25 protein-coding genes and 5 tRNA genes are annotated in these 26,494 nt (G+C 62.7%); 10 read left to right on the top strand and 20 right to left on the bottom strand.

From position 1 onward, the window contains the following. Positions 1 to 35: 35 nt before the first annotated feature. The 6 genes from BSY16_RS06305 to BSY16_RS06280 all read right to left on the bottom strand — a co-directional run bounded on the left by BSY16_RS06305 (position 36) and on the right by BSY16_RS06280 (position 6,679). Positions 36 to 839, bottom strand: coding sequence for an endonuclease/exonuclease/phosphatase family protein (locus BSY16_RS06305; protein WP_069058876.1), 804 nt, complete (start codon positions 837 to 839; stop codon positions 36 to 38). A gap of 20 nt (positions 840 to 859) precedes the next feature. Continuing rightward, positions 860 to 2,266 (bottom strand): Si-specific NAD(P)(+) transhydrogenase, encoded by a 1,407-nt coding sequence (gene sthA / locus BSY16_RS06300; protein ID WP_069058875.1) that lies wholly within the window; start codon positions 2,264 to 2,266, stop codon positions 860 to 862. A 137-nt stretch (positions 2,267 to 2,403) separates the two neighbouring features. After that, positions 2,404 to 3,231, bottom strand: coding sequence for a RadC family protein (gene radC / locus BSY16_RS06295; RefSeq protein WP_083242839.1), 828 nt, complete (start codon positions 3,229 to 3,231; stop codon positions 2,404 to 2,406). Between the two features lie 7 nt (positions 3,232 to 3,238). Further along, positions 3,239 to 4,066 (bottom strand): type I methionyl aminopeptidase, encoded by an 828-nt coding sequence (map, locus tag BSY16_RS06290; protein ID WP_069058874.1) that lies wholly within the window; start codon positions 4,064 to 4,066, stop codon positions 3,239 to 3,241. Between the two features lie 30 nt (positions 4,067 to 4,096). Beyond that, the gene (sfsA, locus tag BSY16_RS06285) at positions 4,097 to 4,816 is read right to left on the bottom strand and encodes a DNA/RNA nuclease SfsA (RefSeq protein ID WP_069058873.1); all 720 of its coding nucleotides are present in this window, start codon (positions 4,814 to 4,816) and stop codon (positions 4,097 to 4,099) included. Positions 4,817 to 4,822: 6 nt separating this feature from the next. Beyond that, positions 4,823 to 6,679 (bottom strand): PHA/PHB synthase family protein, encoded by a 1,857-nt coding sequence (locus BSY16_RS06280; RefSeq protein ID WP_083242838.1) that lies wholly within the window; start codon positions 6,677 to 6,679, stop codon positions 4,823 to 4,825. Positions 6,680 to 6,804: 125 nt separating this feature from the next. Here BSY16_RS06280 and BSY16_RS06275 point away from each other — a divergent pair, with 125 nt between their 5' ends. The 4 genes from BSY16_RS06275 (at position 6,805) to recJ (ending at position 11,820) form a co-directional block, all read left to right on the top strand. Continuing rightward, positions 6,805 to 7,146: an SHOCT domain-containing protein gene (locus BSY16_RS06275; protein ID WP_069058872.1), complete on the top strand. Its 342-nt coding sequence runs from the start codon at positions 6,805 to 6,807 to the stop codon at positions 7,144 to 7,146. Between the two features lie 174 nt (positions 7,147 to 7,320). Further along, on the top strand, positions 7,321 to 8,538 hold the full coding sequence (locus BSY16_RS06270; RefSeq protein ID WP_069058871.1) for an LL-diaminopimelate aminotransferase: 1,218 nt from the start codon (positions 7,321 to 7,323) through the stop codon (positions 8,536 to 8,538). Between the two features lie 57 nt (positions 8,539 to 8,595). Next, complete coding sequence (locus tag BSY16_RS06265; RefSeq protein ID WP_069058870.1) at positions 8,596 to 9,918, top strand: homoserine dehydrogenase; 1,323 nt, start codon at positions 8,596 to 8,598, stop codon at positions 9,916 to 9,918. A 99-nt stretch (positions 9,919 to 10,017) separates the two neighbouring features. Continuing rightward, positions 10,018 to 11,820, top strand: a complete 1,803-nt coding sequence (recJ, locus tag BSY16_RS06260; protein ID WP_069061406.1) for a single-stranded-DNA-specific exonuclease RecJ — start codon at positions 10,018 to 10,020, stop codon at positions 11,818 to 11,820. Positions 11,821 to 11,845: 25 nt separating this feature from the next. On the opposite strand, the gene BSY16_RS06255 is transcribed toward recJ, so the two are convergent. The 5 genes from BSY16_RS06255 to gloA all read right to left on the bottom strand — a co-directional run bounded on the left by BSY16_RS06255 (position 11,846) and on the right by gloA (position 14,570). Then, positions 11,846 to 11,920: transfer RNA gene (locus BSY16_RS06255), tRNA-Glu, on the bottom strand. Positions 11,921 to 12,059: 139 nt separating this feature from the next. After that, positions 12,060 to 12,134: transfer RNA gene (locus BSY16_RS06250), tRNA-Glu, on the bottom strand. Positions 12,135 to 12,264: 130 nt separating this feature from the next. Further along, positions 12,265 to 12,339, bottom strand: a tRNA-Glu gene (locus BSY16_RS06245). A gap of 141 nt (positions 12,340 to 12,480) precedes the next feature. Beyond that, complete coding sequence (locus tag BSY16_RS06240; RefSeq protein WP_069058869.1) at positions 12,481 to 13,800, bottom strand: YcbK family protein; 1,320 nt, start codon at positions 13,798 to 13,800, stop codon at positions 12,481 to 12,483. 329 nt (positions 13,801 to 14,129) lie between these two features. Continuing rightward, complete coding sequence (gene gloA / locus BSY16_RS06235; RefSeq protein ID WP_069058868.1) at positions 14,130 to 14,570, bottom strand: lactoylglutathione lyase; 441 nt, start codon at positions 14,568 to 14,570, stop codon at positions 14,130 to 14,132. Positions 14,571 to 14,766: 196 nt separating this feature from the next. Between gloA and BSY16_RS06230 the strand changes: the two genes are divergently transcribed. From BSY16_RS06230 to BSY16_RS06205, 6 genes are all read left to right on the top strand, one after another. Next, positions 14,767 to 15,345, top strand: coding sequence for a cold-shock protein (locus BSY16_RS06230; RefSeq protein WP_069058867.1), 579 nt, complete (start codon positions 14,767 to 14,769; stop codon positions 15,343 to 15,345). Next, positions 15,345 to 15,842 (top strand): DUF192 domain-containing protein, encoded by a 498-nt coding sequence (locus BSY16_RS06225; protein WP_069058866.1) that lies wholly within the window; start codon positions 15,345 to 15,347, stop codon positions 15,840 to 15,842. The genes BSY16_RS06230 and BSY16_RS06225 overlap by 1 nt, the downstream gene beginning before the upstream one ends. 116 nt (positions 15,843 to 15,958) lie before the next feature. Beyond that, positions 15,959 to 16,035, top strand: a tRNA-Pro gene (locus BSY16_RS06220). A gap of 126 nt (positions 16,036 to 16,161) precedes the next feature. Continuing rightward, positions 16,162 to 16,467 (top strand): ETC complex I subunit, encoded by a 306-nt coding sequence (locus BSY16_RS06215; RefSeq protein ID WP_069058865.1) that lies wholly within the window; start codon positions 16,162 to 16,164, stop codon positions 16,465 to 16,467. A gap of 24 nt (positions 16,468 to 16,491) precedes the next feature. After that, a tRNA-Arg gene (locus tag BSY16_RS06210) sits at positions 16,492 to 16,568 on the top strand. A gap of 613 nt (positions 16,569 to 17,181) precedes the next feature. Further along, positions 17,182 to 18,126, top strand: coding sequence for a phosphoribosylaminoimidazolesuccinocarboxamide synthase (locus tag BSY16_RS06205; protein WP_171902443.1), 945 nt, complete (start codon positions 17,182 to 17,184; stop codon positions 18,124 to 18,126). A 5-nt stretch (positions 18,127 to 18,131) separates the two neighbouring features. On the opposite strand, the gene BSY16_RS06200 is transcribed toward BSY16_RS06205, so the two are convergent. The 9 genes from BSY16_RS06200 to BSY16_RS06160 form a co-directional block, all read right to left on the bottom strand. Continuing rightward, positions 18,132 to 18,941, bottom strand: coding sequence for an MBL fold metallo-hydrolase (locus BSY16_RS06200; RefSeq protein ID WP_069058863.1), 810 nt, complete (start codon positions 18,939 to 18,941; stop codon positions 18,132 to 18,134). A gap of 2 nt (positions 18,942 to 18,943) precedes the next feature. After that, complete coding sequence (locus BSY16_RS06195) at positions 18,944 to 19,723, bottom strand: TatD family hydrolase (RefSeq protein WP_069058862.1); 780 nt, start codon at positions 19,721 to 19,723, stop codon at positions 18,944 to 18,946. A 7-nt stretch (positions 19,724 to 19,730) separates the two neighbouring features. After that, entirely contained in the window at positions 19,731 to 21,281 is a 1,551-nt protein-coding gene (gene metG, locus BSY16_RS06190) for a methionine--tRNA ligase (RefSeq protein ID WP_069058861.1), read from the bottom strand. A 130-nt stretch (positions 21,282 to 21,411) separates the two neighbouring features. Continuing rightward, a complete protein-coding gene (locus BSY16_RS06185; RefSeq protein ID WP_150129886.1) occupies positions 21,412 to 21,864 on the bottom strand; it encodes a hypothetical protein in 453 nt (150 codons plus the stop codon). Positions 21,865 to 21,941: 77 nt separating this feature from the next. Beyond that, positions 21,942 to 22,973, bottom strand: coding sequence for a DNA polymerase III subunit delta' (locus BSY16_RS06180; protein ID WP_069058859.1), 1,032 nt, complete (start codon positions 22,971 to 22,973; stop codon positions 21,942 to 21,944). Beyond that, entirely contained in the window at positions 22,970 to 23,653 is a 684-nt protein-coding gene (gene tmk / locus BSY16_RS06175) for a dTMP kinase (protein ID WP_069058858.1), read from the bottom strand. Before tmk ends, BSY16_RS06180 begins: the two co-directional genes overlap by 4 nt. Positions 23,654 to 23,773: 120 nt before the next feature. Next, entirely contained in the window at positions 23,774 to 24,937 is a 1,164-nt protein-coding gene (locus BSY16_RS06170; protein ID WP_069058857.1) for a D-alanyl-D-alanine carboxypeptidase family protein, read from the bottom strand. Between the two features lie 70 nt (positions 24,938 to 25,007). Then, a complete protein-coding gene (locus BSY16_RS06165; RefSeq protein WP_502696000.1) occupies positions 25,008 to 26,024 on the bottom strand; it encodes a septal ring lytic transglycosylase RlpA family protein in 1,017 nt (338 codons plus the stop codon). Between the two features lie 227 nt (positions 26,025 to 26,251). After that, positions 26,252 to 26,467: a hypothetical protein gene (locus BSY16_RS06160; protein ID WP_069058856.1), complete on the bottom strand. Its 216-nt coding sequence runs from the start codon at positions 26,465 to 26,467 to the stop codon at positions 26,252 to 26,254. Between the last annotated feature and the right edge of the window lie 27 nt (positions 26,468 to 26,494).

Below are 26,494 nucleotides of genomic sequence, written 5' to 3'. Positions count from 1 at the left end.
GTTCTTTCGGCCCACGTTGCGGCGTTCGTTCGTCTTCAATCTGTCGTGAGGAGCAGTGCCCGGTGGTCGGAGACCTCGGGTGTCTCCACGACCGTGAAAGCCGCGACGGGTACGGCGTCATTCACCAGCATGTAATCCGCATAGCGGCCCGGCTTGGTGTAGAGCGACGTTCGCGTGTCGATGAAGCCGCGGGTGGTGACGAGATCGGTGAGGCCGAGGCGCGAGAGTGCATCGAAGGTGCGACTGTCCGGCAGCAGGTTGAAATCGCCGCAAAGCACGAGGCCATCGCCCGGGCGATGAAGGCGATTGACGAGGGCAATCAGCGCTTCCGCCTGCGCATCGCGGCTCGGCGTGTCGTCCTTGCCGTCCACGGTCCGCAGGCCATGGAACTGCACGACGGTAAGCGGACGATCCGCTGCGTAGTCGTAGAGCCGGAAGGCATGCGCATTGCGCGAGCGTGGGTGAGCGCCGAAGCCATGCGGAGAAAAGCTCTGGTGGATGAAATCGAGCGCCTGGCCGATCACCGCGACGTCCTGCCGGATGAAGGTGGCGAGGCCGAACTCTTGCCAGCAGGGACGGTCGCCGTCGATCAGTTCACCGCGCATCGCCGGTGCGAAGAAGCCGTCATGGCCGGGCAGGGCGGTTGCGATTTCCTTGTAGAGGTTTGAGTGTTGCTGGAGTTCCACCGCGCCATCGCGGTAGGTCAGCCAGTCGGACCGCGCGGCGACGGCACGCGGCACCTCCTGCAGGCAATAGACATCGGCATCGACGGCGGCGAGATAGGCGAGGAGCGGCGCATGCAGCATGCCGCCCCAGACGTTCAGCGACAGGATTTTCATGCGCGTCGCCCCCCGATGGCTCAGCCCGCCTGCGACAGGTCGCCCATGCGGTTCCAGGCGTCGAGACCGGCAATCTTGTAGGCTTCGGCGAGCGTCGGGTAGTTGAAGGTGTTCTCGACGAAATATTCGACGGTGCCCTTCAGGTTCAACACGGCCTGGCCGATATGGACGAGTTCGGTGGCGCCTTCGCCGACGATGTGCACGCCGAGCAGGCGGCGCGTCTTGAGCGAGAAAATCATCTTCAGCAGGCCGGAATTCAGCCCCATGATGTGGCCGCGCGAGGTCTCGCGGAACCGCGCCATGCCGCATTCATAGGGAATGCCGCGCTCCTTGACCTCTTCCTCCGTGAGGCCGCAGGTCGAGATTTCCGGCACGGCATAGATGCCGTAGGGGAAATATTTCGGCGGCTCCTTGGCGATGGCGCCGACGGCGACGCGGGCGGCGATGCGGCCCTGTTCCATCGAGGTGGAGGCGAGGCTCGGGAAGCCGACGACATCGCCGGCGGCAAAGATGTGCGGCACTTCGGTCTGGAAGGTTTCCGGATTGACGCTGAGGCGGCCACGCGAATCGGCGGCGAGGCCGGCCGCCGCAAGGTTCAGGCTGTCCGTCGCGCCGACGCGGCCGGCGGCATAGAGCACCATGTCGCAGGTGACGTGGCGGCCGTTGTCGAGTGTGATCTCGCACTTGCCGTTTGCCAGCTTTTCGACCTTGTCGGCCTTCTGGCCGAGGATCAGCTTCATGTTGCGGTCGCGCAGTTCGTAGATGAAGTCTTCGACGATTTCCTTGTCGATGAAATCGAGGATCGTCGATTTCGGGTCGATGACCGTTACCTGCGTGTCGAGCGCCGAGAAGATCGTGGCATATTCGATGCCGATGACGCCGGCGCCGATGACGGCCATGGAACGCGGCAGATCCTGGATGTCGAGCAACTCGTCGCTGTCGAGAACGCTGACGCCATCGAAGGGGATGTTCGACGGGCGGTAGGGCTTCGTGCCGACGGCGAGCATGATGCTGGCCCCCTTCACATGGATGATCTCGCCGTCGTCCTTGACGATTTCCATCGTATCGGGCGTCACGAACTTCGCCTTGCCGCGAATGTGCTGCACGCGGTTGCGGGCGAATTGATGCTCCAGTACGTCCACTTCGTGGTCGAGCGTGATGAGCAGGCGGCGGCGCAGGTCGTCGGCGCTGATTTCCTGCTTCACACGGTAGGAGCGGCCATAGAAGCCGCGTTCGCGCCAGCCGGACAGGTTCAGTGCGGTTTCGCGCAGCGTCTTGGAGGGAATGGTGCCGGTGTGCACCGAGACGCCACCAACGCGCTTGCCCTGTTCGATAACGAGAACCTTGCGCCCGAGCTTGGCTGCCTGAATGGCGCCACGGCGGCCTGCGGGGCCGCTGCCCACGACGACGAGATCATATTCCTGCATGTGAGATGGCCCTGGTCCTGTGCGGGAAGAATCATATTGCGTCGCAGCAATTGTCTTCGCCGTGCAAATTTCGTCAACCGTATGTGGCAGCAAAGCATTTCAATCGGATGAAAGAACGCTCATCCAAATTTGGGGTATCACATAAGTCTCAATCCCTTGAGACTGGCATGCCCGTCTTTTCCGATGATGATGTGGTCGTGCACCGTGATACCAAGCGGGCGGGCGGTTTCCACGATCGTCTTCGTCATGTCGATGTCGGCCCGCGACGGGGTCGGGTCACCGGAGGGGTGATTGTGAACGAGGATGATCGCCGTCGACGACAGTTCCAGCGCCCGGCGCACCACTTCTCGCGGATAGACCGGCGTGTGGTCGACCGTGCCCAGCCCCTGCACCTCGTCGGCGATGAGCGTGTTGCGCTTGTCGAGGAAGAGGATGCGGAACTGTTCGCGCGGCTCGTGCGCCATCACGGCGTGGCAATATTGGATGACCGAGGACCAGGAGGCGAGCACCGTCTTGTTGCGGATCTCGCTCTTCAGCGTGCGCTGTGCGACGGCGGCGATCAGCTTCAGATCCATCGCCACCGCTTCACCGATGCCCTTCACCTCCTGCAGGAGGGCGGGCGTCGCGCCGAAGACACCGGATAGCGTGCCGAAACGGTCGAGCAGGGCCTTTGCCACCGGCTTGGTGTCGCGGCGCGGGATCAGCCGGAAGAGCAGCAATTCGAGGATTTCATAATCGGCAAGGGCGCCATCGCCAAAGCCGCTGAAACGCGCCCGGAGCCGCTCGCGGTGACCGTGATAGTGCTTTTCCTCGATGGGAACCGCTTTGGCGGTTGATGTGCGGGCAGGCTGTTCGAAGAAATGGCCCCGTTCATCGGTGTCGTGGAACAGATCCTCTGCAGGCGCGGACGCGTCCCCCGCGCTGGCGGGCGATGTCGTATGCTTTCGTCCGCGCGGTCCTGTCATGGGCGGCCTAAGCGGGGAGGCCGGGGCGGTCGAGACCGCCGGGCGACAGGGTGAAGATTTCGCAGCCGTCGGCCGTCACGCCAACCGTGTGCTCGTACTGCGCCGAAAGCGAACGGTCGCGGGTCACCGCGGTCCAGCCGTCGGAGAGGACCTTCACATGCGGGCGGCCGAGGTTGATCATCGGCTCGATGGTGAAGATCATGCCCTCCCGCATCTCCGGGCCTTCATTGGCGCGCCCGTAATGCAGGATGTTCGGCGCATCGTGGAAGAGCCGGCCGACGCCGTGGCCGCAGAAATCGCGCACGACGGAGCAGCGCTCGGCTTCCGCATGGGCCTGGATCGCCTCGCCGATCGCGCCGGTGCGCGCACCCGGCCGGACGGCGGCGATGCCGCGCATCAGGCATTCGTGGGTGACTTCCAGCAGGCGCTCGGCGGCGCGCTTGATCTCGCCGACCGGATACATGCGACTCGAATCGCCGTGCCAGCCATCCAGGATATAGGTGACGTCGATGTTGACGACGTCACCTTCGCGCAGCGGCTTGTCGTTGGGAATGCCGTGGCAGACGACGTGGTTGATTGAGGTGCAGCTGGATTTCGTGTAGCCGCGGTAGTTCAGCGTGGCGGGAAGTGCGCCGTGATCCATGCCGAATTCGAAGACGAAGCGGTCGATGACATCGGTGGCGACACCCGGCTTTACCAGCGGATAGAGCTCATCGAGGCAGCGCGCCGTCAGCTGGCAGGCCTTGCGCATGCCGGCAAAGGCGTCCGCGTCGTAAAGGCGGATCACGCCCGTATTCTTCAGCGGCGCGGAGGTCGCGTCGATATAGGTCACCATGGTCGAACTTTCGCTAGTCTTTGTGACTGTTCATAAAGCAGCCGCACCGGGTTCGTCCATGGCGATCGATGCCACAGGCTGGATTTGCTGGGATGTAACCGCACATTTGACCGCATAGGCCTCGACACCGCGCGCCCGCGCCCGCCGGAAGCCGGTCGCATAGGTCGGGTCGAGATCGGCGCAGATCTGGAAGCGTTCGCAGTCCTCGCGCTGGATGAGATAGAGCATGACGGCGCGAAAGCCGGCCTCGGCCATGTCGCCGAGCTCTTCGAGGTGCTTGGCGCCGCGCTCCGTCACCGTGTCGGGAAATTCGGCGAGGTCGGGGGTGCGTCGGAAATGCACGTTCTTGACCTCGACATAGGCCGCCGGCCGATCGGGACCGGAAAGCAGGATGTCGATGCGCGAATTGCGGCCGTATTTCCGTTCCCGTTCCAGCACGGGATAGGTACCGAGATCGGCGACGAGACCGGCAAGGATCGCCTCCTCGGCAAGCCGGTTCGGCAGGCCGGTATTGACACCGACGACCGTGTCGTCCGCCTCCACCAGCTCCAGCCGGTGGCGGTGTTTTCGCGTCGGGCTGTCGCTTGTCGACATCCAGATGCGCGAGCCTGGTGCCGTCAGGCCGCGCATGGAGCCGGTGTTGGGGCATGAGCCGGTGATCGCCGAACCATCGTCGAGAATGGCGTCGAACAGGAAGCGCTTGTAGCGCTGCACGAGGGTGCCGGAGACGAGCGGCGGATCAAATTTCATGTCGTCTCAGGCACGCACGCGCACATAGGAGCCGGGCGCTTCCTCAAGGGAATTCATGCTGCCGCCGGTCTTGCGCGCCGGCACCATGCGGTCGTCCTCGGACTTGATCCAGTCGTGCCAGTGCGGCCACCAGGAGCCGGGCGTCTCGTCCGCCTTCTTCACCCAGTCCTCGAACTCACCCTTTACAGGGCCGCCGGTCCAGAACTGGTACTTCATCTTGTCCGGCGGATTGACGACGCCGGCAATGTGGCCGGATCCCGCCATGACATAGGTCACCTTGCCGCCGAAGAACTGGCTGCCGACGAAGACTGATTTTGCCGGCGCGATATGGTCTTCCTTGGTGGCGAGATTGTAGATCGGGATCTTGACGTCCTTCAACGACAGCGTCTTGCCGGCGAGCACCATTTCGCCCTTGGTGAGGGTATTCTTCAAATAACAATTTCTCAGGTAAAACGAATGGTTGGCGGCAGGCATTCGTGTGGAATCTGAATTCCAGTAGAGCAGGTCGAAGGGCATCGGATCCTGACCCTTCAGGTAGTTGTTGACGAAGTAGGGCCAGATCAGTTCCGAGGCGCGCAGCATGTTGAAGGCGGTCGCCATCTTGGAACCGTCGAGGTAGCCCGTCGCCTTCATGCCGCGTTCCATGAGGTCGATCTGTTCCTCGTCGGCAAAGACCTTCAGGTCGCCGGCATGGGTGAAATCGACCTGGGTGGTGAACAGCGTCGCCGAGCGGATGCGCTTGTCGCCTTCCTGCCCGTGCAGGGCAAGCGTGGCCGCCAGCAACGTGCCGCCGACGCAATAGCCGATCGCATTCACTTCCTCTTCGCCGGTCGCTTGCTTGATCGTGTCGAGCGCGAAGCCGACACCCTCGCGGGCATAGGCTTCCCAGCCCTTGGTCGCATGGCGTTCGTCCGGGTTCACCCAGGAAATGACGAAGACCGTGTGGCCCTGGTCGACGGCCCATTTGATGAAAGATTTCGCCGGGTTGAGGTCGAGAATGTAGAATTTGTTGATCCATGGCGGGCAGATGAGGAGAGGGCGCTTCAGCACCGTTTCCGTTGTCGCGTCGTACTGGATCACCTGGCAGACATCGCTTTGCGCCAGAACCTTGCCGGGCGTGAGCGCCATGTTTTCGCCGATGGCGAATTTGGAGGTATCCGTCTGTCGCAGTTTTAGATCACCGCGGCCGGCGGCGATGTCCTCGGCCAGCATCTTCATGCCGCGCACGAGGTTGGCGCCGTTCGAGGCGACCGTCTCGCGGTAGAGCTGCGGATTGGTCGTGACGAAGTTGCTGGGGGAAATCGCGCTCGCGATCTGCTTGACGTAGAAGCCGGCCTTGTGGCGCGTGTGCTCGTCCAGGCCCTCTGCATCCGCGACGAGCTTTTCGGCCCAGTCGGATGTCACGAAATAGGCCTGCCGCAGGAAATCGAAGAACGGGTTCTTGATCCAGTCCTCGTCGGCGAAACGCTTGTCCTTGCTGTGCGGGTCGGATGTTGGCTCGACCTCCTGGCCGCCGATGCGGTTGAGGGTGCGCGACCAGATGTTGAAATAACTGCCGAGCAAGAGGGTCTGGGCTTCCAGCGTGCGGCGCGGATCCGCCAGCCAATATTCCGAAACCTTGGAGAGCGTCTTGACCATGTCGACCATCGGCTCGGAGACGGTGTCGACCTTCTCGCCGCTTTCGCGGGGGGCGAGCCAGGCGGAGGCGGCCTTGCCGAGCTGCTCGACCGTGCGGGCGAGGTTGACCGTCAGCGCCTCGGGGTCCTTGACGATATAAGGCTCGATCGTGGCGGGGTCGAACGCCTGTAAACCGGGCTTGTTTCCGGCCGCATCGCGTTCATTCGCTTTGCGTTCATCGGCCATCGTTCCCTCCCGATTTTATTGTTACTTTTGTATTTTTACATTCTGAACGAAACAGATTACAAGGGCCTGACAGCCTCTAGCGGCATTATCCGGAACCGGTCGTTTCGACAGGAGCATACGTCCCCATGGCGTTCGAAATCAGGCGCGTGAGCGCCGCCCTTCTCATGGCCGCCATGCCGGTCGTTTTCGCCTCCTGCGCTTCGACGACCGAGACGGCTTCGACGGTCAATACCGGCGCCAATCGCTCTGCCGTTTACCCGGACATTACCGCCATCGTCAGCGCCGAAACGCAGCAGATGAGCGACGAGGAGGCGGCCAGCTACAGTGCACGTCTGTCGTCGCTTGCCGCGCGCCGTCGCTCGGGGTCGATTTCGGAGGCCGAATACCGTCGCCAGCTCGCAGAATTGCAAGCATTGCGGGACGGTCACGGCCAGGCGACGCTTTCGCAGATCGAAGGCAACAATTAACACTTGCCTTTCTTGCCGTTTGGCAGCAAAGCGGATGACGGCCAATTGGCCGTCGGCCGGGCGGAGCGCCTTCATTTTGAACGCTTTTGTCCGTATCCGATCACTTGATTCGCGCGGAGTTTTGCGTCGTCCGGCAGGGCCGCCGGAGGGGCTTCGCGCCCAACGGGGTTAAAGATGGAAGAGTTTCACAAGGTCCGGCGTCTGCCGCCGTATGTTTTCGAACAGGTCAACCGTTTGAAAGCAAGCGCGCGAGCGGGTGGTGCCGATATCATCGACCTTGGCATGGGCAACCCCGATCTGCCGACGCCCAAGGCGATCGTGGACAAGCTGTGCGAAGTGGTCCAGGACCCGCGCACGCACCGCTACTCCTCCTCCAAAGGCATTCCTGGCCTGCGCCGCGCCCAGGCCGCCTATTACGCCCGCCGCTTCGGCGTGAAGCTGAACCCGGAGACCCAGGTCGTCGCGACGCTGGGCTCGAAGGAAGGCTTTGCCAATATGGCGCAGGCGATCACCGCGCCTGGCGACGTGATCCTCTGCCCGAACCCGACCTATCCGATCCACGCCTTCGGCTTCCTGATGGCCGGCGGCGTGATCCGCTCGATGTCGGTCGAGCCGGACGAGAGCTTCTTCCCGCCGCTCGAGCGCGCCGTGCGTCATTCGATCCCCAAGCCGCTCGCGCTGATCATCAACTATCCGTCGAACCCGACGGCGCATGTCGCGACGCTCGATTTCTACAAGGATGTCATCGCGTTTGCGAAGAAGCACGACATCATCGTGTTGTCCGACCTTGCCTATTCGGAAATCTACTTCGACGACACGCCGCCGCCGTCCGTGCTGGAAGTGCCGGGCGCCATCGACATCACCGTCGAATTCACCTCCATGTCGAAGACCTTCTCCATGCCCGGCTGGCGCATGGGCTTTGCCGTCGGCAACGAGCGCCTGATCGCGGCGCTGACGCGCGTGAAGTCCTACCTCGACTACGGCGCCTTCACGCCGATCCAGGTGGCGGCGACCCATGCGCTGAATGGCGACGGCTCCGACATCGCCGAAGTGCGCAACATCTACAAGCGCCGCCGCGACGTGATGGTCGATACCTTCGGCAAGGCCGGATTCGAGGTTCCGCCGCCGGCGGCGACGATGTTCGCCTGGGCGAAAATTCCGGAAAAGTTCCGTCATCTCGGTTCGCTGGAGTTTTCCAAGCTGCTCGTCGAGAAGGCGGATGTCGCCGTCGCACCCGGCATCGGTTTCGGTGAGATGGGGGACGATTACGTCCGTCTCGCGCTGGTCGAGAACGAACACCGCATCCGCCAGGCGGCGCGCAACATCAAGAAGTTCCTCTCCACGGCGGACGAGACGATGCACAACGTCATCTCGCTGAACGCCCATCGTTGATACACCACCCTCCGCGTGATCCGCGGAGGGCTCCCTTCCCAAACATAGGACACGACCATGGCAGATGCCCTGAAGATCGGCATTGCGGGCTTGGGTACCGTCGGTGCCTCGCTCGCGAAGATTCTCGTCGAACGCAGGGACATGCTTACGACAACGTGCGGCCGGCCAATCGAGATTGTTGCCATTACCGCACGCGCCAAGGGCCGCGACCGCGGCGTCGACCTATCGTCGGCTGAATGGTTCGATGATGCGGTTGCGCTGGCGCGTGACGCCAAGATCGACGTCTTCGTCGAACTGATGGGCGGGGCGGGCGATCCGGCCTATTCCGCGGTCAAGGCGGCATTGTCGCGCGGCGTGCATGTCGTGACCGCCAACAAGGCGCTGCTGGCCGCCCACGGCGTCGAGCTTGCCGTCATTGCGGAAAAGCACGGCTGCATTCTGAATTACGAAGCGGCCGTCGCGGGCGGCATCCCGGTCATCAAGGCGCTGCGTGAATCGCTCACCGGCAACACGATTTCCCGCGTCTACGGCATCATGAACGGCACCTGCAACTACATCCTGACCAAGATGGAGAAGGAGGGCCTGTCCTTCGAGGCGTGCCTGAAGGAAGCGCAGCGCCTCGGTTATGCCGAAGCGGATCCCGCCTTCGACATCGAGGGCAACGACACGGCGCACAAGCTGTCGATCCTGACGACGCTCGCCTTCGGCACGAAGATCTCGGCCGACGACATCTATCTCGAAGGCATCACCAACATCTCGATCGATGATATCCGCGCCGCCGCCGATCTCGGCTACCGCATCAAGCTGCTCGGCGTGGCGCAGAGGACCGATACCGGCGTCGAACAGCGCGTGCACCCGACCATGGTGCCGCTCGATTCCGTCATCGCGCAGGTCGACGGCGTGACCAATGCGGTCGCGATCGAATCGGACATTCTCGGCGAGTTGCTGATGGTCGGCCCGGGTGCGGGCGGCAACGCCACGGCCTCGGCGGTGCTCGGCGACATTGCCGATATCGCCAAGAGCCGCCCCGGTGCGCAGACCGTGCCGGTTCTCGGCCGGCCGGCGGCGTCGCTGGCACCCTACAAGCGTGCGCAGATCCGCAAGCATCACGGTGGTTATTTCATCCGCCTGTCGGTCGAGGACCGCACCGGCGTCTTCGCCAGCATCGCCAAGCATATGGCGGAAAACGGTATCTCGCTCGAATCGATCGTGCAGCGCGCGCAGGCAAGCGCTGAAACGACCGATCCGAAGACGATCATCCTCGTCACCCACGCGACGATGGAGGATTCCGTCCGCAAGGCCGTCGCTTCGATCAAGAGTGAGGGCTATCTCGTCGGCGAGCCGCAGGTGATCCGCATCGAGCGCCCGAAGACGGCCTGATTGCCGTCTTTCCACCGCGAACAAATCCGTGCCCGCCTCCGCCCTTGCGCCGGAGCGCGGGCACTGGTCTTTTAGGGCCTGTCAGGAGCCGCCATGAGCATGTTGGAAAACGCAGATCCCGTCAGCCGGGCCTTTCTCGGCGTCGAGCGCTCGGCGACCGGCCAGCGCTGGGTGGCGCGGCTCGACCAGGCAGGAGAAAACCGCGCGCTGGCGATGAGCCAGAGCCATGGCCTGCCGGATCTGATTTCGCGCGTGCTGGCGGGCCGCGGCGTGCCGTTCGACGGTGCGCTCGAATTCCTCGATCCGACCTTGCGGCGCCTGATGCCGGAACCCTACAGCCTGATGGACTGCGAAGCGGCGGTGGAGCGGCTGGCGCGTGCCGTCGAGCGCGGGGAACGGGTCGCGATCTTCGGCGACTACGATGTCGACGGCGCCTCGTCCTCGGCACTTCTCTATCGTTTCCTCGCACATTTCGGCGTCCAGGCCGAAATCTACATTCCGGACCGGATTTTCGAGGGCTATGGCCCGAACCCCAACGCCATCGCCCAGCTCATCGAGCGCGGCGCCCAGCTCATCGTCACGGTCGATTGCGGCTCGACCAGTCACGAATCGCTTGCCGTGGCGCGCGAGCGCGGCATCGACGTCGTCGTCCTCGACCATCACCAGGTCGGCGAGGACCTGCCGCCGGCGCTAGCGCTGGTCAATCCGAACCGTGAGGACGATCTTTCGGGGCAGGGGCATCTTTCCGCCGCCGGCGTCGTCTTCCTCGTGCTGGTGGCCCTGCAGCGGCTCCTGCGGTCGCGCGGCGATACACGGGCCGCAGGTTTCGATCTGCTCTCCATGCTCGATCTCGTGGCGCTCTCCACGGTCTGCGACGTGGTTCCGCTCAAGGGTCTCAACCGTGCCTATGTGGTGAAGGGACTGGTCGCGGCGCGCCATCTCGGCAATGCCGGGCTGACGGCGCTTCTGAAGCAGGCGGGCATCGGCGGGCCGGTGACGCCCTATCATCTCGGCTTCCTCGTCGGCCCGCGCATCAATGCCGGCGGGCGCATCGGTGACGCGGCGCTCGGCAGCCGTCTCCTGGCGATCGACGAGCCGGGCGAGGCCGAGCGCATCGCCAAGCAGCTCGACGATCTCAATCGCGAGCGCCAGGTCATGGAGGCCGCGATGCTGGCCGAGGCCGAGGCCGAAGCGCAGGCGGAATACGGCACGGGCGAAAGCGCCGCGGTGATTCTCACTGCCCGTGAAGGCTGGCATCCGGGCGTCGTCGGCCTGCTCGCCTCGCGCCTCAAGGATCGTTTCCGCCGCCCCGCCTTTGCCATCGCCTTCGACCCCTCCGGCAAGGGCACCGGCTCCGGTCGCTCGATCAGCGGCTTCGACATGGGCCGCATGGTGCGCGCCGCCGTCGACGAAGGCATTTTGGTGAAAGGCGGTGGCCACGCGATGGCCGCCGGCCTGACGGTGGAACGGGCCAATCTCGGCCGGCTGCGCAGCTTCTTCGAAGAACGCGCAGAGCGAACCGTGCGCGACCTTGTGGCCGTGGAGACGCTGAAGATCGATGGCGCGCTCAGCGCCAGCGGCGCGACTCTTGCCCTTGCCGATCAGCTCGAACAGGCCGGCCCCTATGGCTCCGGCCACCCGCAGCCGATTTTCGCGCTGCCGACGCACCGTGTCCGCGATGTGCGACCGGTCGGCGTCAATCACCTGCGCATCGGCCTGGAAGGCCCGGACGGCGGCCGCATGGATGCCATGGCTTTCCGCGCTGCCGAAGCCGATCTCGGCGTCTTCCTGATGAAGGAGCGCGGCCAGGCGGTGCATCTTGCAGGAACGCTTTCCGCCGACAGCTGGCAGGGCAGCCGGCGCATGCAGTTCCGCGTGCTCGACGCTGCAAAGGCGTTCTGATCCGTCATGCAAGGGGAGGGAACCGTGGCACGCCCTAGGGGAGTCGAACCCCTCTTTTCAGAATGAAAATCTGACGTCCTAACCGATAGACGAAGGGCGCGTGCGGTGGGCGTCTTCTAGTCGGGCCAGTGGATTCGTGCAAGCCCTAAATGCAGGAATTTTCTATTTTTTCCACGGCGCGCGCAAACACGGAATCGCGCGCGGCGAGGGTGGTAATCATCAGTTTTGTGAGGGAACCGTGGCACGCCCTAGGGGAGTCGAACCCCTCTTTTCAGAATGAAAATCTGACGTCCTAACCGATAGACGAAGGGCGCGTGCGGTGGGCGTTTTCTAATCAGGACCGGCCGGATGCGCAAGACGAAAAATCGCGTTCGACGCAACTTTTTCACAGCCAAAAGAACGACTTCAAGCAGGTGAAAACAGCAATGGCAGGGGAGGGAACCGTGGCACGCCCTAGGGGAGTCGAACCCCTCTTTTCAGAATGAAAATCTGACGTCCTAACCGATAGACGAAGGGCGCGTGCGGTGGGCGTCTTATAGAAGGAGGTTTTGCCTTCCGCAAGCGGGAAAAAGCCGTTGTGACAAAAAAATGAAAAGCCGCCCGGAGGGCGGCTTTGAATGGGTGTAAACCCAGATATTGCAGGCGCTTAGGCCGCAAAATCTATTTGCGCCGACGGCAGCGCCAGTTCCAGTCGCGTTCCGTGCCGATGTCGATATGCACGGATTCGGTATGGCAATAGGTGCCGACGCCGCCACGGCCGGGCATGGTGCGCAGATATTCCGCGAGTTCCCATTTGCTGACGCCGGCGATCTGGATATCCGCCGCCTCGCACCGGGTGTGCAGCGACTGCTTGGCCCGGTTGCGCTTCAGGTCGCGCAGGCCGGAGGTGACGATGATCGGCTTGTCGTAATGCTTTTCAATCGTCTTCAGCACCTGCAGCAGTTCCGGCTTGAAACAGCCGGTCTGTACCTTTTCGGTCTGCAGCCACAGGCCATTCGGCGCGAGGCGCGCAAGACCGGCAAGCGAGGCTACTTCCTTGAACTGCGGTGCGTCATCCTCGACCTCTTCGGATTCCGAGTGATCCGTCGAGAACAGGGCATGGGCGGTGGTAACGCCCGGAAGCGTGCCAAGCGAGGCCTTCTGCGTGGCGTTCGCGCTGTCGCGGCTGATCACGCGGCGCGGCTGCACGGCAAAACGTTCGCCGTCGAACTGCTCCTTGGCTTCACGCTTGTTGGCAAACAGGGAGGCAAGCGTCACGGTCTTGCGCGGCTGGTCCTTGGTCTGCGTCTCCGTTTCCGGCAGGGTGGCGACAGCGGCATCGTCCGCCGGGGCTACAAGCGCGAGGTCTGCCGCATTGCCGCTCGCAGCTTCCGCGACGAGCGCCGTGCGCGCCGTCTTCGGGATCGGCACGGTTTCCGGCAGCACGACTTCGGCCTTTTCATCACCGAGGGTGGCGACCGGCTGCTGTGTCGTCGAATCGACCGTCGGCATGTCTTCTACCGGCAATCGCCCGGATTGATCGGCAGTCTGCGCCGCACCCGAATTGGCATAGAGGCTATTGACGGCGCCACTCGTGCCGGACGTTTGCGTCGCATAGGCGTTGCTTGTGGGGGTCGCCTGGTTGCCATTGGAATAGATGCTGACCTTGCCGGCGTTCAGCGACGTCGGCTGCATGACGAGGCCCGCCATGTCGCTGCCGGCTTCGCCCGTTGTCTGCTGCCCTGTCGTTCCGGCATCGGCCGTGACGGATGCATCCTGCGCCGCCCCGCCAGCCGCACCAGCGGTAACGACCGGCGTGGTGGTCTCTTCCGTGCTGCCTTCGGCGACGGAATCTTCGCTTTCCTGCGCGGCCTTGTTATCGGCGCGCATATCCGTGGAAGCCGCGGAAACGCAGCCCGAAAGCGTGGCAACCGAAACGGCCAGCAGCAATCCATACCGCAGCGCCTTCAGGCCTGACCACTTTCCCTGCAAATCTTGCAAAGGCTTTCCCCCGCATTCGACGTTCGTGCCCTCGGTCTTGCCGCCGATCGGGCTATGTCTTCAAACAGTCGCAACCGCAATCGAGAAAAGCCGGGTGGGCCAGGCTGCGGTTGCCGCGATGTTAGCGTTTCGGCCGGGTGTGTAAAGGCCGAACGTGTGAAGCCGTAAAAACGCAGAACAGAAGGTATCCGGCTCGCAATCGGCCAAAGCACCCCTCTCACTGGCGATCGACCGGAACGGCAAGAAAGTCCCGGTCAAATACGGCGAAACAATGGTCTCGTCATACAATAGGACGCAAGCTTTGCCCGGAGCTTGCGTCCCGTTCGGGCTTACCAGGCGCCGGTATTGCCCATCGAGGCCCAAGGCTCGGCGGGGGCCAGATTGTCGCCCTTCTGCAGGATTTCGATGGAAATGCCGTCCGGCGAGCGCACGAAGGCCATGTGGCCGTCGCGGGGCGGGCGGTTGATCGTGACGCCGTTGTCCATCAGCTTCTGGCAGATCGCATAGATATCGTCGACCTCGTAGGCGAGGTGGCCGAAATTGCGTCCGCCCGCATAGTCCTCGGTGTCCCAGTTGTAGGTGAGTTCGAGGCAGGGGGCGGCGTTTACCCGCGCCGCATCGGCATCCTCGGGCGCGGCCAGGAAGATCAGGGTGAACCGGCCCTTTTCATTCTCATAGCGGCGCACTTCCACGAGACCGAACAGGGTGCAGTAGAAATGCAGGGACTGATCGACGTCTTTCACGCGGACCATCGTATGGAGATAACGCATTGGAATATCCTTAGAATGTGGAATCGCCCGGAAGATTAGGGTTTTGTCAGCCTGAGGCAAGCCTCGTGGCCTACCAATGCGACCGGCAAAACTTTCAAAGGGGCTTGCGCATTCGCATCGGGACAATGTTATTCTGGTTATCAAGAATCAGTTAACCGTAAACTCATGTGACGCGTAAACGAGAGGCTGGCAGGTCATGGTGGACAGAGTGTCGTCAAAGGAAATCACGGGCCGTGATGACCAGAGCAATGACGCTGTCGATCTGATCGAGATCACCGGCGTCATCAAGTGGTTCGACGTCGCCAAGGGGTTTGGCTTCATCGTGCCGGACAACGGCATGCAGGACGTTCTGGTGCATGTCACCTGCCTGCGGCGCGATGGCTACCAGACGGTTCTGGAAGGCACGCGCGTCGTGGCGCTGATCCAGAAGCGTGACCGCGGCTACCAGGCCTTCCGCATTCTTTCCATGGACCAGTCGACGGCCGTGCATCCCTCGCAGATGCCGCCGGTCAAGACGCATGTGCAGGTCACGCCGTCGAGCGGGCTGGAGCGCGTGCTGGTGAAATGGTTCAACCGCACCAAGGGATTCGGCTTCCTGACGCGGGGCGAGGGCACCGAGGACATCTTCATCCATATGGAGACGCTGCGCCGATTCGGTCTGACCGAGCTGCGGCCGGGGCAGGTGGTTCTGGTGCGCTTCGGTGACGGTGACAAGGGCCTGATGGCTGCCGAAATTCACCCCGACAATCCGGCTCCCGGCAACATGGCACACTGATGGCAGGTCCTGCGCGCGCTTCCGGTTTGGCGCGCCTGATGGGCGCTCTGCTGGCACTATTTTTGTGTCTGGTCCCCGCGGCGTTCGCGGCCGAGACCTTCGACAAGCAGCCACTGGCGATCATAACCAAGGATGGCAAGAGCCATGCCTTTACGGTGGAACTCGCCGTGACGCCGCGCCAGCGGGAGCAGGGGCTGATGAACCGCCGCGACATGGCCGCGGATCACGGCATGCTCTTCGCCTTCGGCGAGACGCGTCAGGTCTTCATGTGGATGAAGAACACCTATCTGCCGCTCGACATGCTGTTCCTCGCCAAGGACGGCAAGGTGCGCGCCATCAAGGAAAATGCCGAGCCGCTCTCCGAATCGATCATCGATTCGCAGGGGCCGATCGATTACGTGCTGGAACTCAACGGCGGCACCGTGAAGCGCCTTGGAATCCGCGCCGGCAACCGCGTGCAGAGCGAACTCATCGAATCCCAGCGCAAGGTGAAGTAGGGCATTTGCGACGCCTTTCCGCTTGGAAGCAGTTTCTCTTTAACAACCGTGAGAAAGCTGGCTTTTGCTGTTGCGGCTCAGGGCAGATGCGTGTATCTCCCCATCGCCGGGACGGACGGAGTGTAGCGCAGTCTGGTAGCGCATCTGGTTTGGGACCAGAGGGTCGGGAGTTCGAATCTCTCCACTCCGACCATCGGCGGGCGTTTCGATGCCAAATGCTCTTCCGGTCATTCCCCCTTTACGGAATCTGGGTTATGCATTCTCGGACGCGCGCCGGCACAACGGTGCGCCTTTATGCGAGAATTCTGGAGCCGCTTCGATGACCGCGAAGATCTATCGTCCCGCCAAGACCGCCATGCAGTCCGGCAAGGCCAAGACCAACCTTTGGGTTCTGGAGTTCGATGCCGAAAAGCCGCGGACGATCGACCCGATCATGGGCTATACCAGCTCCGGCGACATGTACCAGCAGGTCAAGCTGACCTTCGAAACCAGCGAAGAGGCGGTCGCCTACGCCACGCGCAACGGCATCGAATACCGCGTGATCGAGCCCAAGGAAGCGACCCGCAAGCGCGTTGCCTATCCGGACAATTTCCGCTTCAGCCGCACGCAACCCTGGACCCACTGAGGTTTTTCTGGCCTTGCCAGTTCCGGCCCCTTAGCTCAGCTGGATAGAGCATCTGCCTTCTAAGCAGAATGTCGCAGGTTCGAGCCCTGCAGGGGTCGCCAATCTTTTCAAATGCTTAGGGTATGTTTTCGCCGGGAAGATAGGGTGGGCGGTGTTCAACCCTCAAAATCACCGCATCAGCCGCCCCTTAACGTTGTGCTTGAACCTGCGACATTCTGCTTAGAAGGCAGATATTCTTCGTCGGTGATGAGCCTCTCGCGCAGGATCTGGCATCACTGAATGATGCATGTCCCGGGCCAATCGCGGCAGGAGCGGCCAGCGCAGCCCGAGAGAGCCAGTCCCACGATGGCGAGACAGATAACAGCAACAATCGCTTGAACCCTCAACGCGTCGTCTCCCTACGTCCGATCACCCGTTCTCTGATCAACGGATACTGTGGCGTTCGGTTCATGGGTTCAACGTGTCGCTGAAACTTGCCCACAGACTTTCGATCTTTGTCGGGGGAATCAACGTCACCAAAGCCTGGGGAGAGTGACATTCCAGCTTTCTTACGGCCGCAACGACGATCACATAAGATAGATTATGGAACTAAATGATTTGCCAGCGACGCTGAAAGTGCTGGAAATCGGGTTTCTTCCTTGACCCTGCACCACTCGCGGCCTTAAGCGAAACGGCAGACGGAACCAACAGCGAAAGCCTGCACCTATGAGCGAGTTGCGCATTCTCTCCGACGCCCATATCCCGGAACTGCCGAACCGCTACAACGGCAAGGTTCGCGAGAACTACGACTTGGCCGACGGCAGCCGTATCATCATCGCGACGGATCGGCTGAGTGCCTTCGATGTCATCCTGACCGCGATTCCCTTCAAGGGCCAGGTGCTGACGCAGACGGCGCGCTACTGGTTCGAGGAAACCGCCGATATCTGCCCGAACCATGTGCTGTCCTATCCGGACCCGAACGTCGTCATCGGCACGCGGCTCGATATCCTGCCGGTCGAGATCGTCGTCCGCGGCTATCTTGCCGGCACGACCAGCACGTCGATCCTGACGAAATACCGCAAGGGTGAGCGCCAGATGTACGGCATCACGCTGCCGGATGGCCTCAAGGACAACGAAATACTGCCCGAGCCGATCATCACGCCCACCAGCAAGGCGTTCGACGGCGGTCATGACGAGCCGCTCTCCGGCGAGGAAATCCTTGCCCAGGGCCTGCTGACGGCCGAGCAATGGGAAACCGTATCGCGTTATGCCCTGTCGCTTTTTGCGCGCGGACAGGCTCGGGCGGCCGAACGCGGGCTGATTCTCGTTGACACCAAATACGAATTCGGCACGGACAAGGACGGCCGCATCTTGCTCGCCGACGAGATCCACACGCCGGATTCCAGCCGCTACTGGATCGCTGACAGCTATGAGGACAGCTTTGCCAAGGGCGGCCGCCCGGCGAGCTTCGACAAGGATTTCGTGCGCGCCTGGGTTACCGAGCGCTGCGATCCCTACAAGGATCCGATCCCGGAAATCCCGCGCGATCTCGTCGAGCAGACGTCGAAGGTCTACATCCAGGCCTTTGAACAGATTACCGGAAAGACGTTTGTGCCGGACCTTTCCGGCGATACGGTCCTGGACCGCATCCGCAAGAACCTGGCGCCTTACTTCGCCTGATCGCCTTACAGCGTCATCTCGAAACTGAGACCATCATACGCCGGCTCCACATGGGCCGGCGTTTCCTTTTGCACGGTGTCGTAGTCGAGCGGTACGTGCATATGCGTCAGGATCGCGCGCGCCGGCTTCAACCGGTCGATCCATTCCAGTGCCTGGCTGAGCGACAGATGGCTCGAATGGAAGCGATATTGCAGGGCGTCGATGATCAGCATGTCGAGGCCCGCGAGGCGTGGAACCGTCTCGTCCGGGAAGTCGCTGATATCGCTACAATAGGCCACATTGCCGATGCGGAAGCCCAGCGAATGGATCGAGCCGTGCACCTGGAGGAGGGGTTGGAAGGTAATGGATCCCCCTGCCCCTTTGATCGTCACCGGCGCGTCCATCGGCTCGATCAGGTTCTCCGTCACGATCGGCGGATACATGCTGCCGGGCGGCGTCTTCAGGCAGTAGCCGAACCCTTCGCGGATACGCTCCATGGTCGCCACATCGGCCCAGATCGGGATCTGCTTGTGATTGTGCAGCACGAAACCGCGGATATCGTCGATACCGTGAATATGGTCGGCGTGAGGATGGGAAAACAGCACCGCGTCGATGTTCTGGACGCCCGCGGCGATCATCTGAACGCGGAAATCCGGGCCGGTATCGATGACGACCGTCGTCGTGCCGTCCGGTCCGAACTGCTCGATGAGAAAGGCGGCGCGGGTGCGGCGGTTCTTCGGATTGGCCGGGTCGCAGGCACCCCAGTCGCCGGTAATGCGCGGCACGCCGGGTGATGAGCCGCAGCCGAGAATGGTGAAGCGCCGGACGGTGGCCACGCCTACACCCGCGGCATCTTCGAGAAGATGCGGAAGGCGTTTTCCGTGGTGATGCGGGCGATCTCCTCGACGCTGACGCCGACCGTCTCGGCAAGCACCGCAGCCGTGTGCGCCACATAGGCCGGCTCGTTGCGCTTGCCGCGGAACGGTTTTGGCGCAAGGTAGGGCGCGTCGGTCTCGACCAGCATGCGCTCCAGCGGCACGGTTTTCGCAATCTCGCGCAGCTCTTCCGACTTCGGGAAGGTCAGGATGCCGGAGAAGGAGACATAGCCGCCGAGTTCGACGCCGATACACGCAAGCTCCGGACCGGAGGAGAAGCAATGCAGCAGGAAGGGGAAGGCTCCCTTCCCCGTTTCCTCGGTCAGGATCGCCGCCATGTCCTCATCCGCCGAGCGGCTGTGAATGACCAGCGGCAGGCCGGTTTCGCGCGCGGCCGCGATGTGGTTGGTGAGGCCGATCCGCTGGGCGTCGCGCGGCGCATTGTCGTAAAAATAGTCGAGGCCCGCCTCGCCGATCGCCACGACGCGCGGATGGTTCGATAGCGCGACCAGTTCCGAGACCGTAACATCCAGCTCCTCATCCGCATTGTGCGGATGCGTGCCGACCGAACAGAAGACCGACGGGTATTTTTCGGCAATCGCCAGGATCGTCGGAAACTTCTTCACCCGCGTCGAAATGGTGATCATCTGCTTCACCCCGGCCGCGTGCGCCCGCGCGACGATATCGTCGCGCTCCGCTTCGAAGTCGGGAAAATCCAGATGGCAGTGGGTGTCGATCAGCATTGCCGCGTCACGCCTCGGGTGCGACGTAGCGCGGGAAGACCGGCGTCGGCGCTTCCAGCGGCGTGCCGCTGACGAGACGACCAGCCTCGCCAAGTGCTGCAAAATCACGCTTGTCGACGGGCGACGCGACGAGGTCGAGCAGCTTGCGGCCGGATTTCGGCATGAAGGGCTGAAGCAGGATCGCGATCTGGCGCACGACTTCCGCCGTCACGTAGAGCACGGTGCCCATGCGGACCGGATCGGTCTTCTTCAGCGCCCAGGGCGCCTCGCCGGCGAAGTAGCGGTCGGCCTCCGACACGACGGCGATGATCGCCGCCAGCGCCTTGTGGATCTGCTGCTTGCCCATCTCCTCGCGCGTCAGCGCATGCAGCGCATCGACGGATTCGAGCATCGCGCTGTCGGCATCGGAAAGCGCGCCGCACTCCGGCACCTTGCCGTCGCAATTCTTGACGATCATCGACAGCGAGCGGCTGGCGAGGTTGCCGATGCCGTTGGCGAGGTCGGAGTTGATGCGGGTCGCGATCCCCTCCTCGCTGTAGCTGCCGTCCTGGCCGAAGGAGACTTCGCGCAGGAAGAAGTAGCGGATCGGGTCGAGGCCGAAATGATTCACCAGGTTGACCGGATCGACGACGTTGCCGAGCGATTTCGACATCTTCTCGCCCTTGTTGAGCAGGAAGCCATGGGCGAAGACGCGCTCCGGCAGCGGCACGCCGGCCGACATCAGGAAGGCCGGCCAGTAGACGGCGTGGAAGCGGATGATGTCCTTGCCGATGATGTGGATGTTTGCTGGCCAGTACTTTGCCCGCGGGCCTTCCGGATCGGTGAGGTAACCGGTCGCGGTGACGTAGTTGGTGAGCGCATCGACCCAGACATACATGACATGTGCAGGATCGTCCGGGACAGGAATGCCCCAGTCGAAGGTGGTGCGCGAGACCGACAGGTCCTTGAGACCGGACTTGACGAAGGAGATCACCTCGTTGCGGCGCTCGGCCGGGCCGATGAAGTCCGGATTGTCCTCGTAGTGCTTCAGCAGCTTGTCCTGATAGTCGGACAGGCGGAAGAAATAGCTCTCCTCTTCCACCCATTCGACGGGCGTGCCCTGCGGTCCGTAGCGCACGCCGTCGTCGCGCTTCTCGGTCTCGTTTTCCTGGTAGTAGGCCTCGTCGCGCACGGAGTACCAGCCGGCATAGCCACCCTTGTAGATGTCGCCATTGGCGACCATGCGGCGCCAGATTTCGGCGCAGGCCTCGTAGTGCCGATCCTCGGTCGTGCGGATGAAATCATCGTTCGACGCATTAAGAAGAACGGCCATATCCTTGAATTCTTTCGAATTTCGATCAGCCAGTTCGCGCGGAGAAATGCCTTCCTTGCGCGCCGTCTGCTGCATCTTCTGGCCGTGTTCGTCCGTGCCCGTCAAGAAGAAGACGTCGCGCCCGTCGAGCCGCTGGTAGCGCGCCATGGCATCCGTCGCGATCAGCTCGTAGGCATGGCCGATATGCGGCTTGCCGTTCGGGTAGGAAATGGCGGTCGTGATGTAGAAGCGGGATGTGTCGGTCATGGGGCGTATCTGTCTTCGGTTGTGCAATGCCGCAAGGTATTAGACCATGCGGGCGTGGAGGGAAACAGCAAGTTTCCGTCTCTTCCTATTCGCGCCTTATCTCGGCGCCCGGAACACGATCATTCTACCCCTAGATGGCGTTTTTTGGCAGCGCACACGGTGGGCCGAAATCAGGAATGCTCAGGAGGACGCTGCCGATCTTTGATCTTCTTCTGAGGACAAGCTCATAGCCATCGCTACCCTCGTAGACGTCAAACCTTCGCTCGCCACCAAACATCAGGCCGGAGCGACCGTTGCTAAACGAACACTCTCCCGACGCGCAGCGCAGGTACAACTCGCTCGATAGGCATCGGGAACTACCTACGTGCACCTTGAGCGAGAGGCCAAACGTATGCTGCTCCCGCGTGAAAATCTGGCATTCCTCACCGATTGTGTACATGGCGGCGCCGGCAATCGGTTCACCGTTTTCCAGCACGATGGCGGCCTCGACAGGAAACGAAGCGCCGCTTCTGCTGTCAGCGGCAGCGGCCGTGGCAGAAAGCGCCAATGCAAATACTGCGCAGCAGAACCACGTTGCTGGCATGAACATCCCCCGGAATCATCGGAAAGGGTCGCAGCCGACTGAGCCGGAACTGTGGCGTGGGTGGGGATTGCGCGCTACTACAGCGAAGCTCGGATATCGTCGAGCACGCTGATGATCGTCTGCTTGCGGTCGAGGTTGTAGGCCTGTGCGATGGTGATGCGTTCGCCAAGCTGCGAGGACAACTGCGCGAGACGGTCGGCGCGGGCGATGTCGCCGGAAAGCGCGGCGGTGCGGGCGCTGTCGGTCACGAAATCCGTGACGTGCTGGCAGAAGAACGAAAAGACCGTGTCGCTGTCCTTGGCCGATAGTACGTCCGCGAGCTTGTGCACGTCGCGGCGCGGTGGCTCCGCCGTGGCTTCGACGATGGTGCGGAAGGCCTCGACGATGTCGAAGCCCCCGTAGTTCACCAGCTTCAGCGCTTCGGAGACGCTGCCATGGGCTGCCGAGAGAACGTCTGCCGCACGCGGCCCGGACGGTGCTGCGCCGAGGCTGTCGAGGGCGGCGGCAAGATCGGCTTCCGACAGCGGCGACAGCGCCAGCGGCAGGCAGCGCGAGCGAATGGTCGGCAGCAGTTTTCCCGGAGCATGGGTCAGGACGAGGAAGAGCGAGCGCTTCGGCGGCTCTTCGAGGATTTTCAGGATGGCGTTGGCAGCATTACGGTTGAGGTCGTCGGCGGGATCGATGATGACGATGCGCCAGTTGCCCGTACCGGACGTCTGGGCCAGGAATTTTCCGGCTTTGCGCACCTCGTCGACGGTGATCGCCGATTTCACCTTGCCGGTCTTCTCGTCGACCGGCCGGGTGAGGTGCAGCAGATTGTGCGAGGCGCCGGCCACGAGCTGGCGGGTAATCGGTGAACCGGGAGACGGGTCGGCCATCGTTTCCGGCGCGTCGGCTGGTTCCGGATGGTGCAGCACGTGGTTGGCGAAGCGGAAGGCGAGCGTTGCCTTGCCGATGCCTTCCGGCCCTTCGATCAGGATGGCGTGGTGGCCCTTGCCGGACCTGTAGGAGCGCGCCAGGAAATGTTCCGCTGCGGCATGGCCGAAAAGCCTTGTCTGCTCGGCAGGATGCACCGCACCGTCGAGGATGCCGGGACGATCGTCGCTCACGAGACATGCTCCGGGTCGTGCCGGTCGTGCGCGTTGATCGGCAGCAGCGGCTCTGTGATGGCGAGCACCTGGATAGCGATCGCCTCCTGCGTCTGTGTCGCGTCGACCACACGGCAGCGCAGCGGTTCGCGTTCGGCAATATCGAGAAAGGCCTCGCGGCGCTTCTCGTGCGTTTCCAGCTCTTCCTTCTCGAAGCGGTCCGGCTGCTCGTCGGGTCCGGCGCTGCGCTTGCGGGCGCGCTCCAGGCCGATGGCGGCCGGCAGGTCGAAGATGATGGTGCAGTCCGGCACGACGCCGTTGACGGCCACGCGCTCCAGCGCCGCGATGAATGGTTGCTCCAGGTTGCCGGTGATGCCCTGGTAGACGCGGGACGAATCCATGAAGCGATCACAGAGCACGACGGTGCCCGCGGACAGCGCCGGGCGGATGACCTGCTCGACATGATCGTTGCGCGCGGCGGCAAAGAGGATCGCTTCCATGCGGATGCCATAGGGTTCGGCCGCGCCAGACAGGAGAACGTGTCGGACGGCTTCCGCGCCCTTCGAGCCGCCTGGCTCGCGCGTCATCAGCACGGGCAAGCCGCGCGCGCGCAATGCCTCGGCCAGAAGCCGGATCTGCGTCGACTTTCCGGCGCCCTCGCCGCCTTCGAACGTGACAAACAAACCGGGTGCGGCCGACAAATCCTGTTTCCGTTACCAATGGCCGCAAGAGCGGCGTTACCCGGCGGGGCCGGGGCGAGTCGGACCACTACTAACCGATGTTTCCGGCCGGCGAAACGCTTTTCGCCGTCGCCCGCCCCGTCAAATCCAGAAGAAGAACAACTCGATCAGCGCATCCAGCGCCCGGGAGCGCAGAGCGCCGACGCCGACCGAACCCGCTGTCTCCACCGGTACTTCGCGCAACAATTGTTTGTCGTTCCAGATCTTCAGGGTGCCGATCGCCTGGCCCGGCTCGACCGGCGCCCGCACCGGCCATGTATAGACCACGCGTGCGACGAGCTTTTGCGAATTGTCCTTCGGCAGGAAGACGTCCACCTGCTCGCCGGCCACTAGCGGCACGCTGGATGCATCGCCGCCATAGACGCTGGCATCGGCGATCGCCTCACCCTCCTTGAAGAGCGTACGACGCTCGAAGGAGGAGAGCGCCCATTCGATGATGCGACGGGTTTCCTCGATGCGGACCTTGTCGTTTTCCATGCCGCCCATGGCGAGCACTAGGTGCTTGCCGTCGCGGTTGACCGCCGCGACGATGGAATAGCCGCCCTCCTCCGAAAAGCCGGTCACGAAGCCCGTCACGCCGATATTGAGGGTCAGAAGCGGATTGCGGTTGCGCTGCTTGATCTTGTTCCACTCGAATTCCGGCTCGAGATAGTAGCGCATGTAGTCCGGATAGGTCGTCTGCAGGTGCCGGGCGAGCTGCACCATTTCGCGCATCGTCACCTTGTTTGCCGGGTCCGGCAGGCCGGTGGCATTGGCGAAGCCGGATTTCTGCAGCCCCAGCGCTCTCGCCTCCTGCGTCATCCTTTCGGCGAAGGCGGTCTCCGAACCGGCGATGCCCTCGCCGAGGATGATGCAGGCGTCGTTGGCGAACTGAATGATGACGCCGCGGACCAGGTCTTCGACGCGCACGTTCGATTTCAGGGCGGCGAACATGGTGGAGGTGCGCGATGGTGCACCGCCCGTGCGCCAGGCATGTTCGGTGACGGGAAATTGCGTATCGAGCGTGATTTCGCCGCCGGCCAGCGCCTTGAAGACCGTCGCCATGGTCATCAGCTTGGCAAGCGAGGCGGCGGGAACGGTCTCGTCCTCGGCGCGGGCAAACAGCACCGTGCCGGTTTCCGCCTCGATGAGGTAGACCTGCTTCGCCTTGACGTCGAAGCCCGCCTGCGGCGCGGCAGACTGCGCGTGCGCAATGCTGGAAAAGGACAGAAGGACAATGAGGGCGGCGAAAAGACGGCGATGCATGGCGACTCCGAATGTCGTCACACTCCCACAGCCGACCGCATTGCGCAAACGGCTTTGGGAACGCGGGCGATCAGCCCGCGTTGTCGGCAAATGCGGAAAGCGGCGTCAACTGGCCGTCCATCGTCAGGATGGCATCGAAGGCGCCGGCAGCGTCGCGCACGCGCTCGTCCGCATAGGCCGCCGCATAGCTTGGCTCAGCGGAAAGCTGGGGCACGAAATTCGGTCGTTCGATTGGCAGCGGGCCGATCTCCGGCAGCATGACGAACTGTTCCATCACCTGGAAGGCCTCGGCTGTCGGGGCCGTCTTGGCGAGCGCCGTCATCGTGCTCTTGTCGGGCACGGTCAGCACGTTTTCTTCCGTGCCGACGCCAGGCAGCGAACGGTTGTCGGCGGAAGCCACCATGACGCCCGTCGCGATCTGGCCGCCCGGGTCGACCGCCGGCACGCGCGATCCCTTCGGAATGTAGGAGGCCATGAGGTACGGCATGTCGTGCCCGTCCAGGCGGGCCTTGCCGACATATTGCACGCGCACCTTGGCCGTGCCGGTGCGCTTCATGTCGAGCAGATCGGCCGTCTTCGACGAAACGTCGATCACCCGGCCCTCATGGTAAGGGCCGCGGTCGTTGACGCGCACGATAACGGAGGTCCCGTTTTCCATGTTGGTGACCCGCGCATAGCTCGGCAACGGGAACGTCGGGTGCGCGGCGGAGAGATGGTACTTGTCGTAGACTTCGCCATTCGCCGTCTTGCGGCCGTGGAAGGCTGAACCGTACCACGACGCGAGACCTGTCTTGTTGTAACCGGGCTCTTCCTTCGGCTGGTACCACTTGCCGCGAACCTGATAGGCCTTGCCAACCTGGTAGCGGCCGCCACCCTTTGGCACGGCCTGGCCTTCTTCCACGACGCGCGGACTTGCCTTCACGCCATATTCGGATTCAGAAAAGAATTCCTTGCTGCGCACCTTCTTCTTCGGCGCGGGCGTCGTCGTCGCGCAGGCAGCAAGGCTCGCGCAGACCAGAGGAATAGCCAGCAATCTCAAGCTCTTGCCGAACCGGATCGCATTTTTCTCGAAAGTTTTATGTCCCACGCCGCTATTGTCCCCGACGGTGTGCCAGCCAACCTGTCTTGCCCCTGCAAGCCGGCCGTCAATGCCACTCAGTAAATAACAGTACGTTAATCATGCCAATAAGATGGCAAAATTGCGAATGGATGCAAAGCTGGGAAAGAGCTTGTTTGATTTATGGTTTCCATATGGTTAAGCGCCCGCCGTTGCCGGGCGAGCGCTCATTGGAAATTGGGATAGCGATTGCGGCGTCAGGACGACGGCACTTGCAGCACGTCGAAGATCTGCTCGGGATCACGCACGCCATGCCGATACAGCGTGATGATCGATCGCGCGAGCGAACGGGCCCGGGCCTCGTCGAAGGCAGGGCTCCTGGTTGCCGTCAATCGTGTGAAAACGCCCTGCAGAACATCCAGATCCTGCGGTTCGAACATGCCGATATGCGTGGGGTCTCGAAGCACGTCCATTGCGACCTCCCCTTTTCACATCCAGCC

The sequence above is a fragment of the Sinorhizobium sp. RAC02 genome (assembly GCF_001713395.1).
Classification (GTDB): Bacteria; Pseudomonadota; Alphaproteobacteria; order Rhizobiales; family Rhizobiaceae; genus Shinella.
This window is presented reverse-complemented; position numbering and strand designations above follow the sequence as displayed.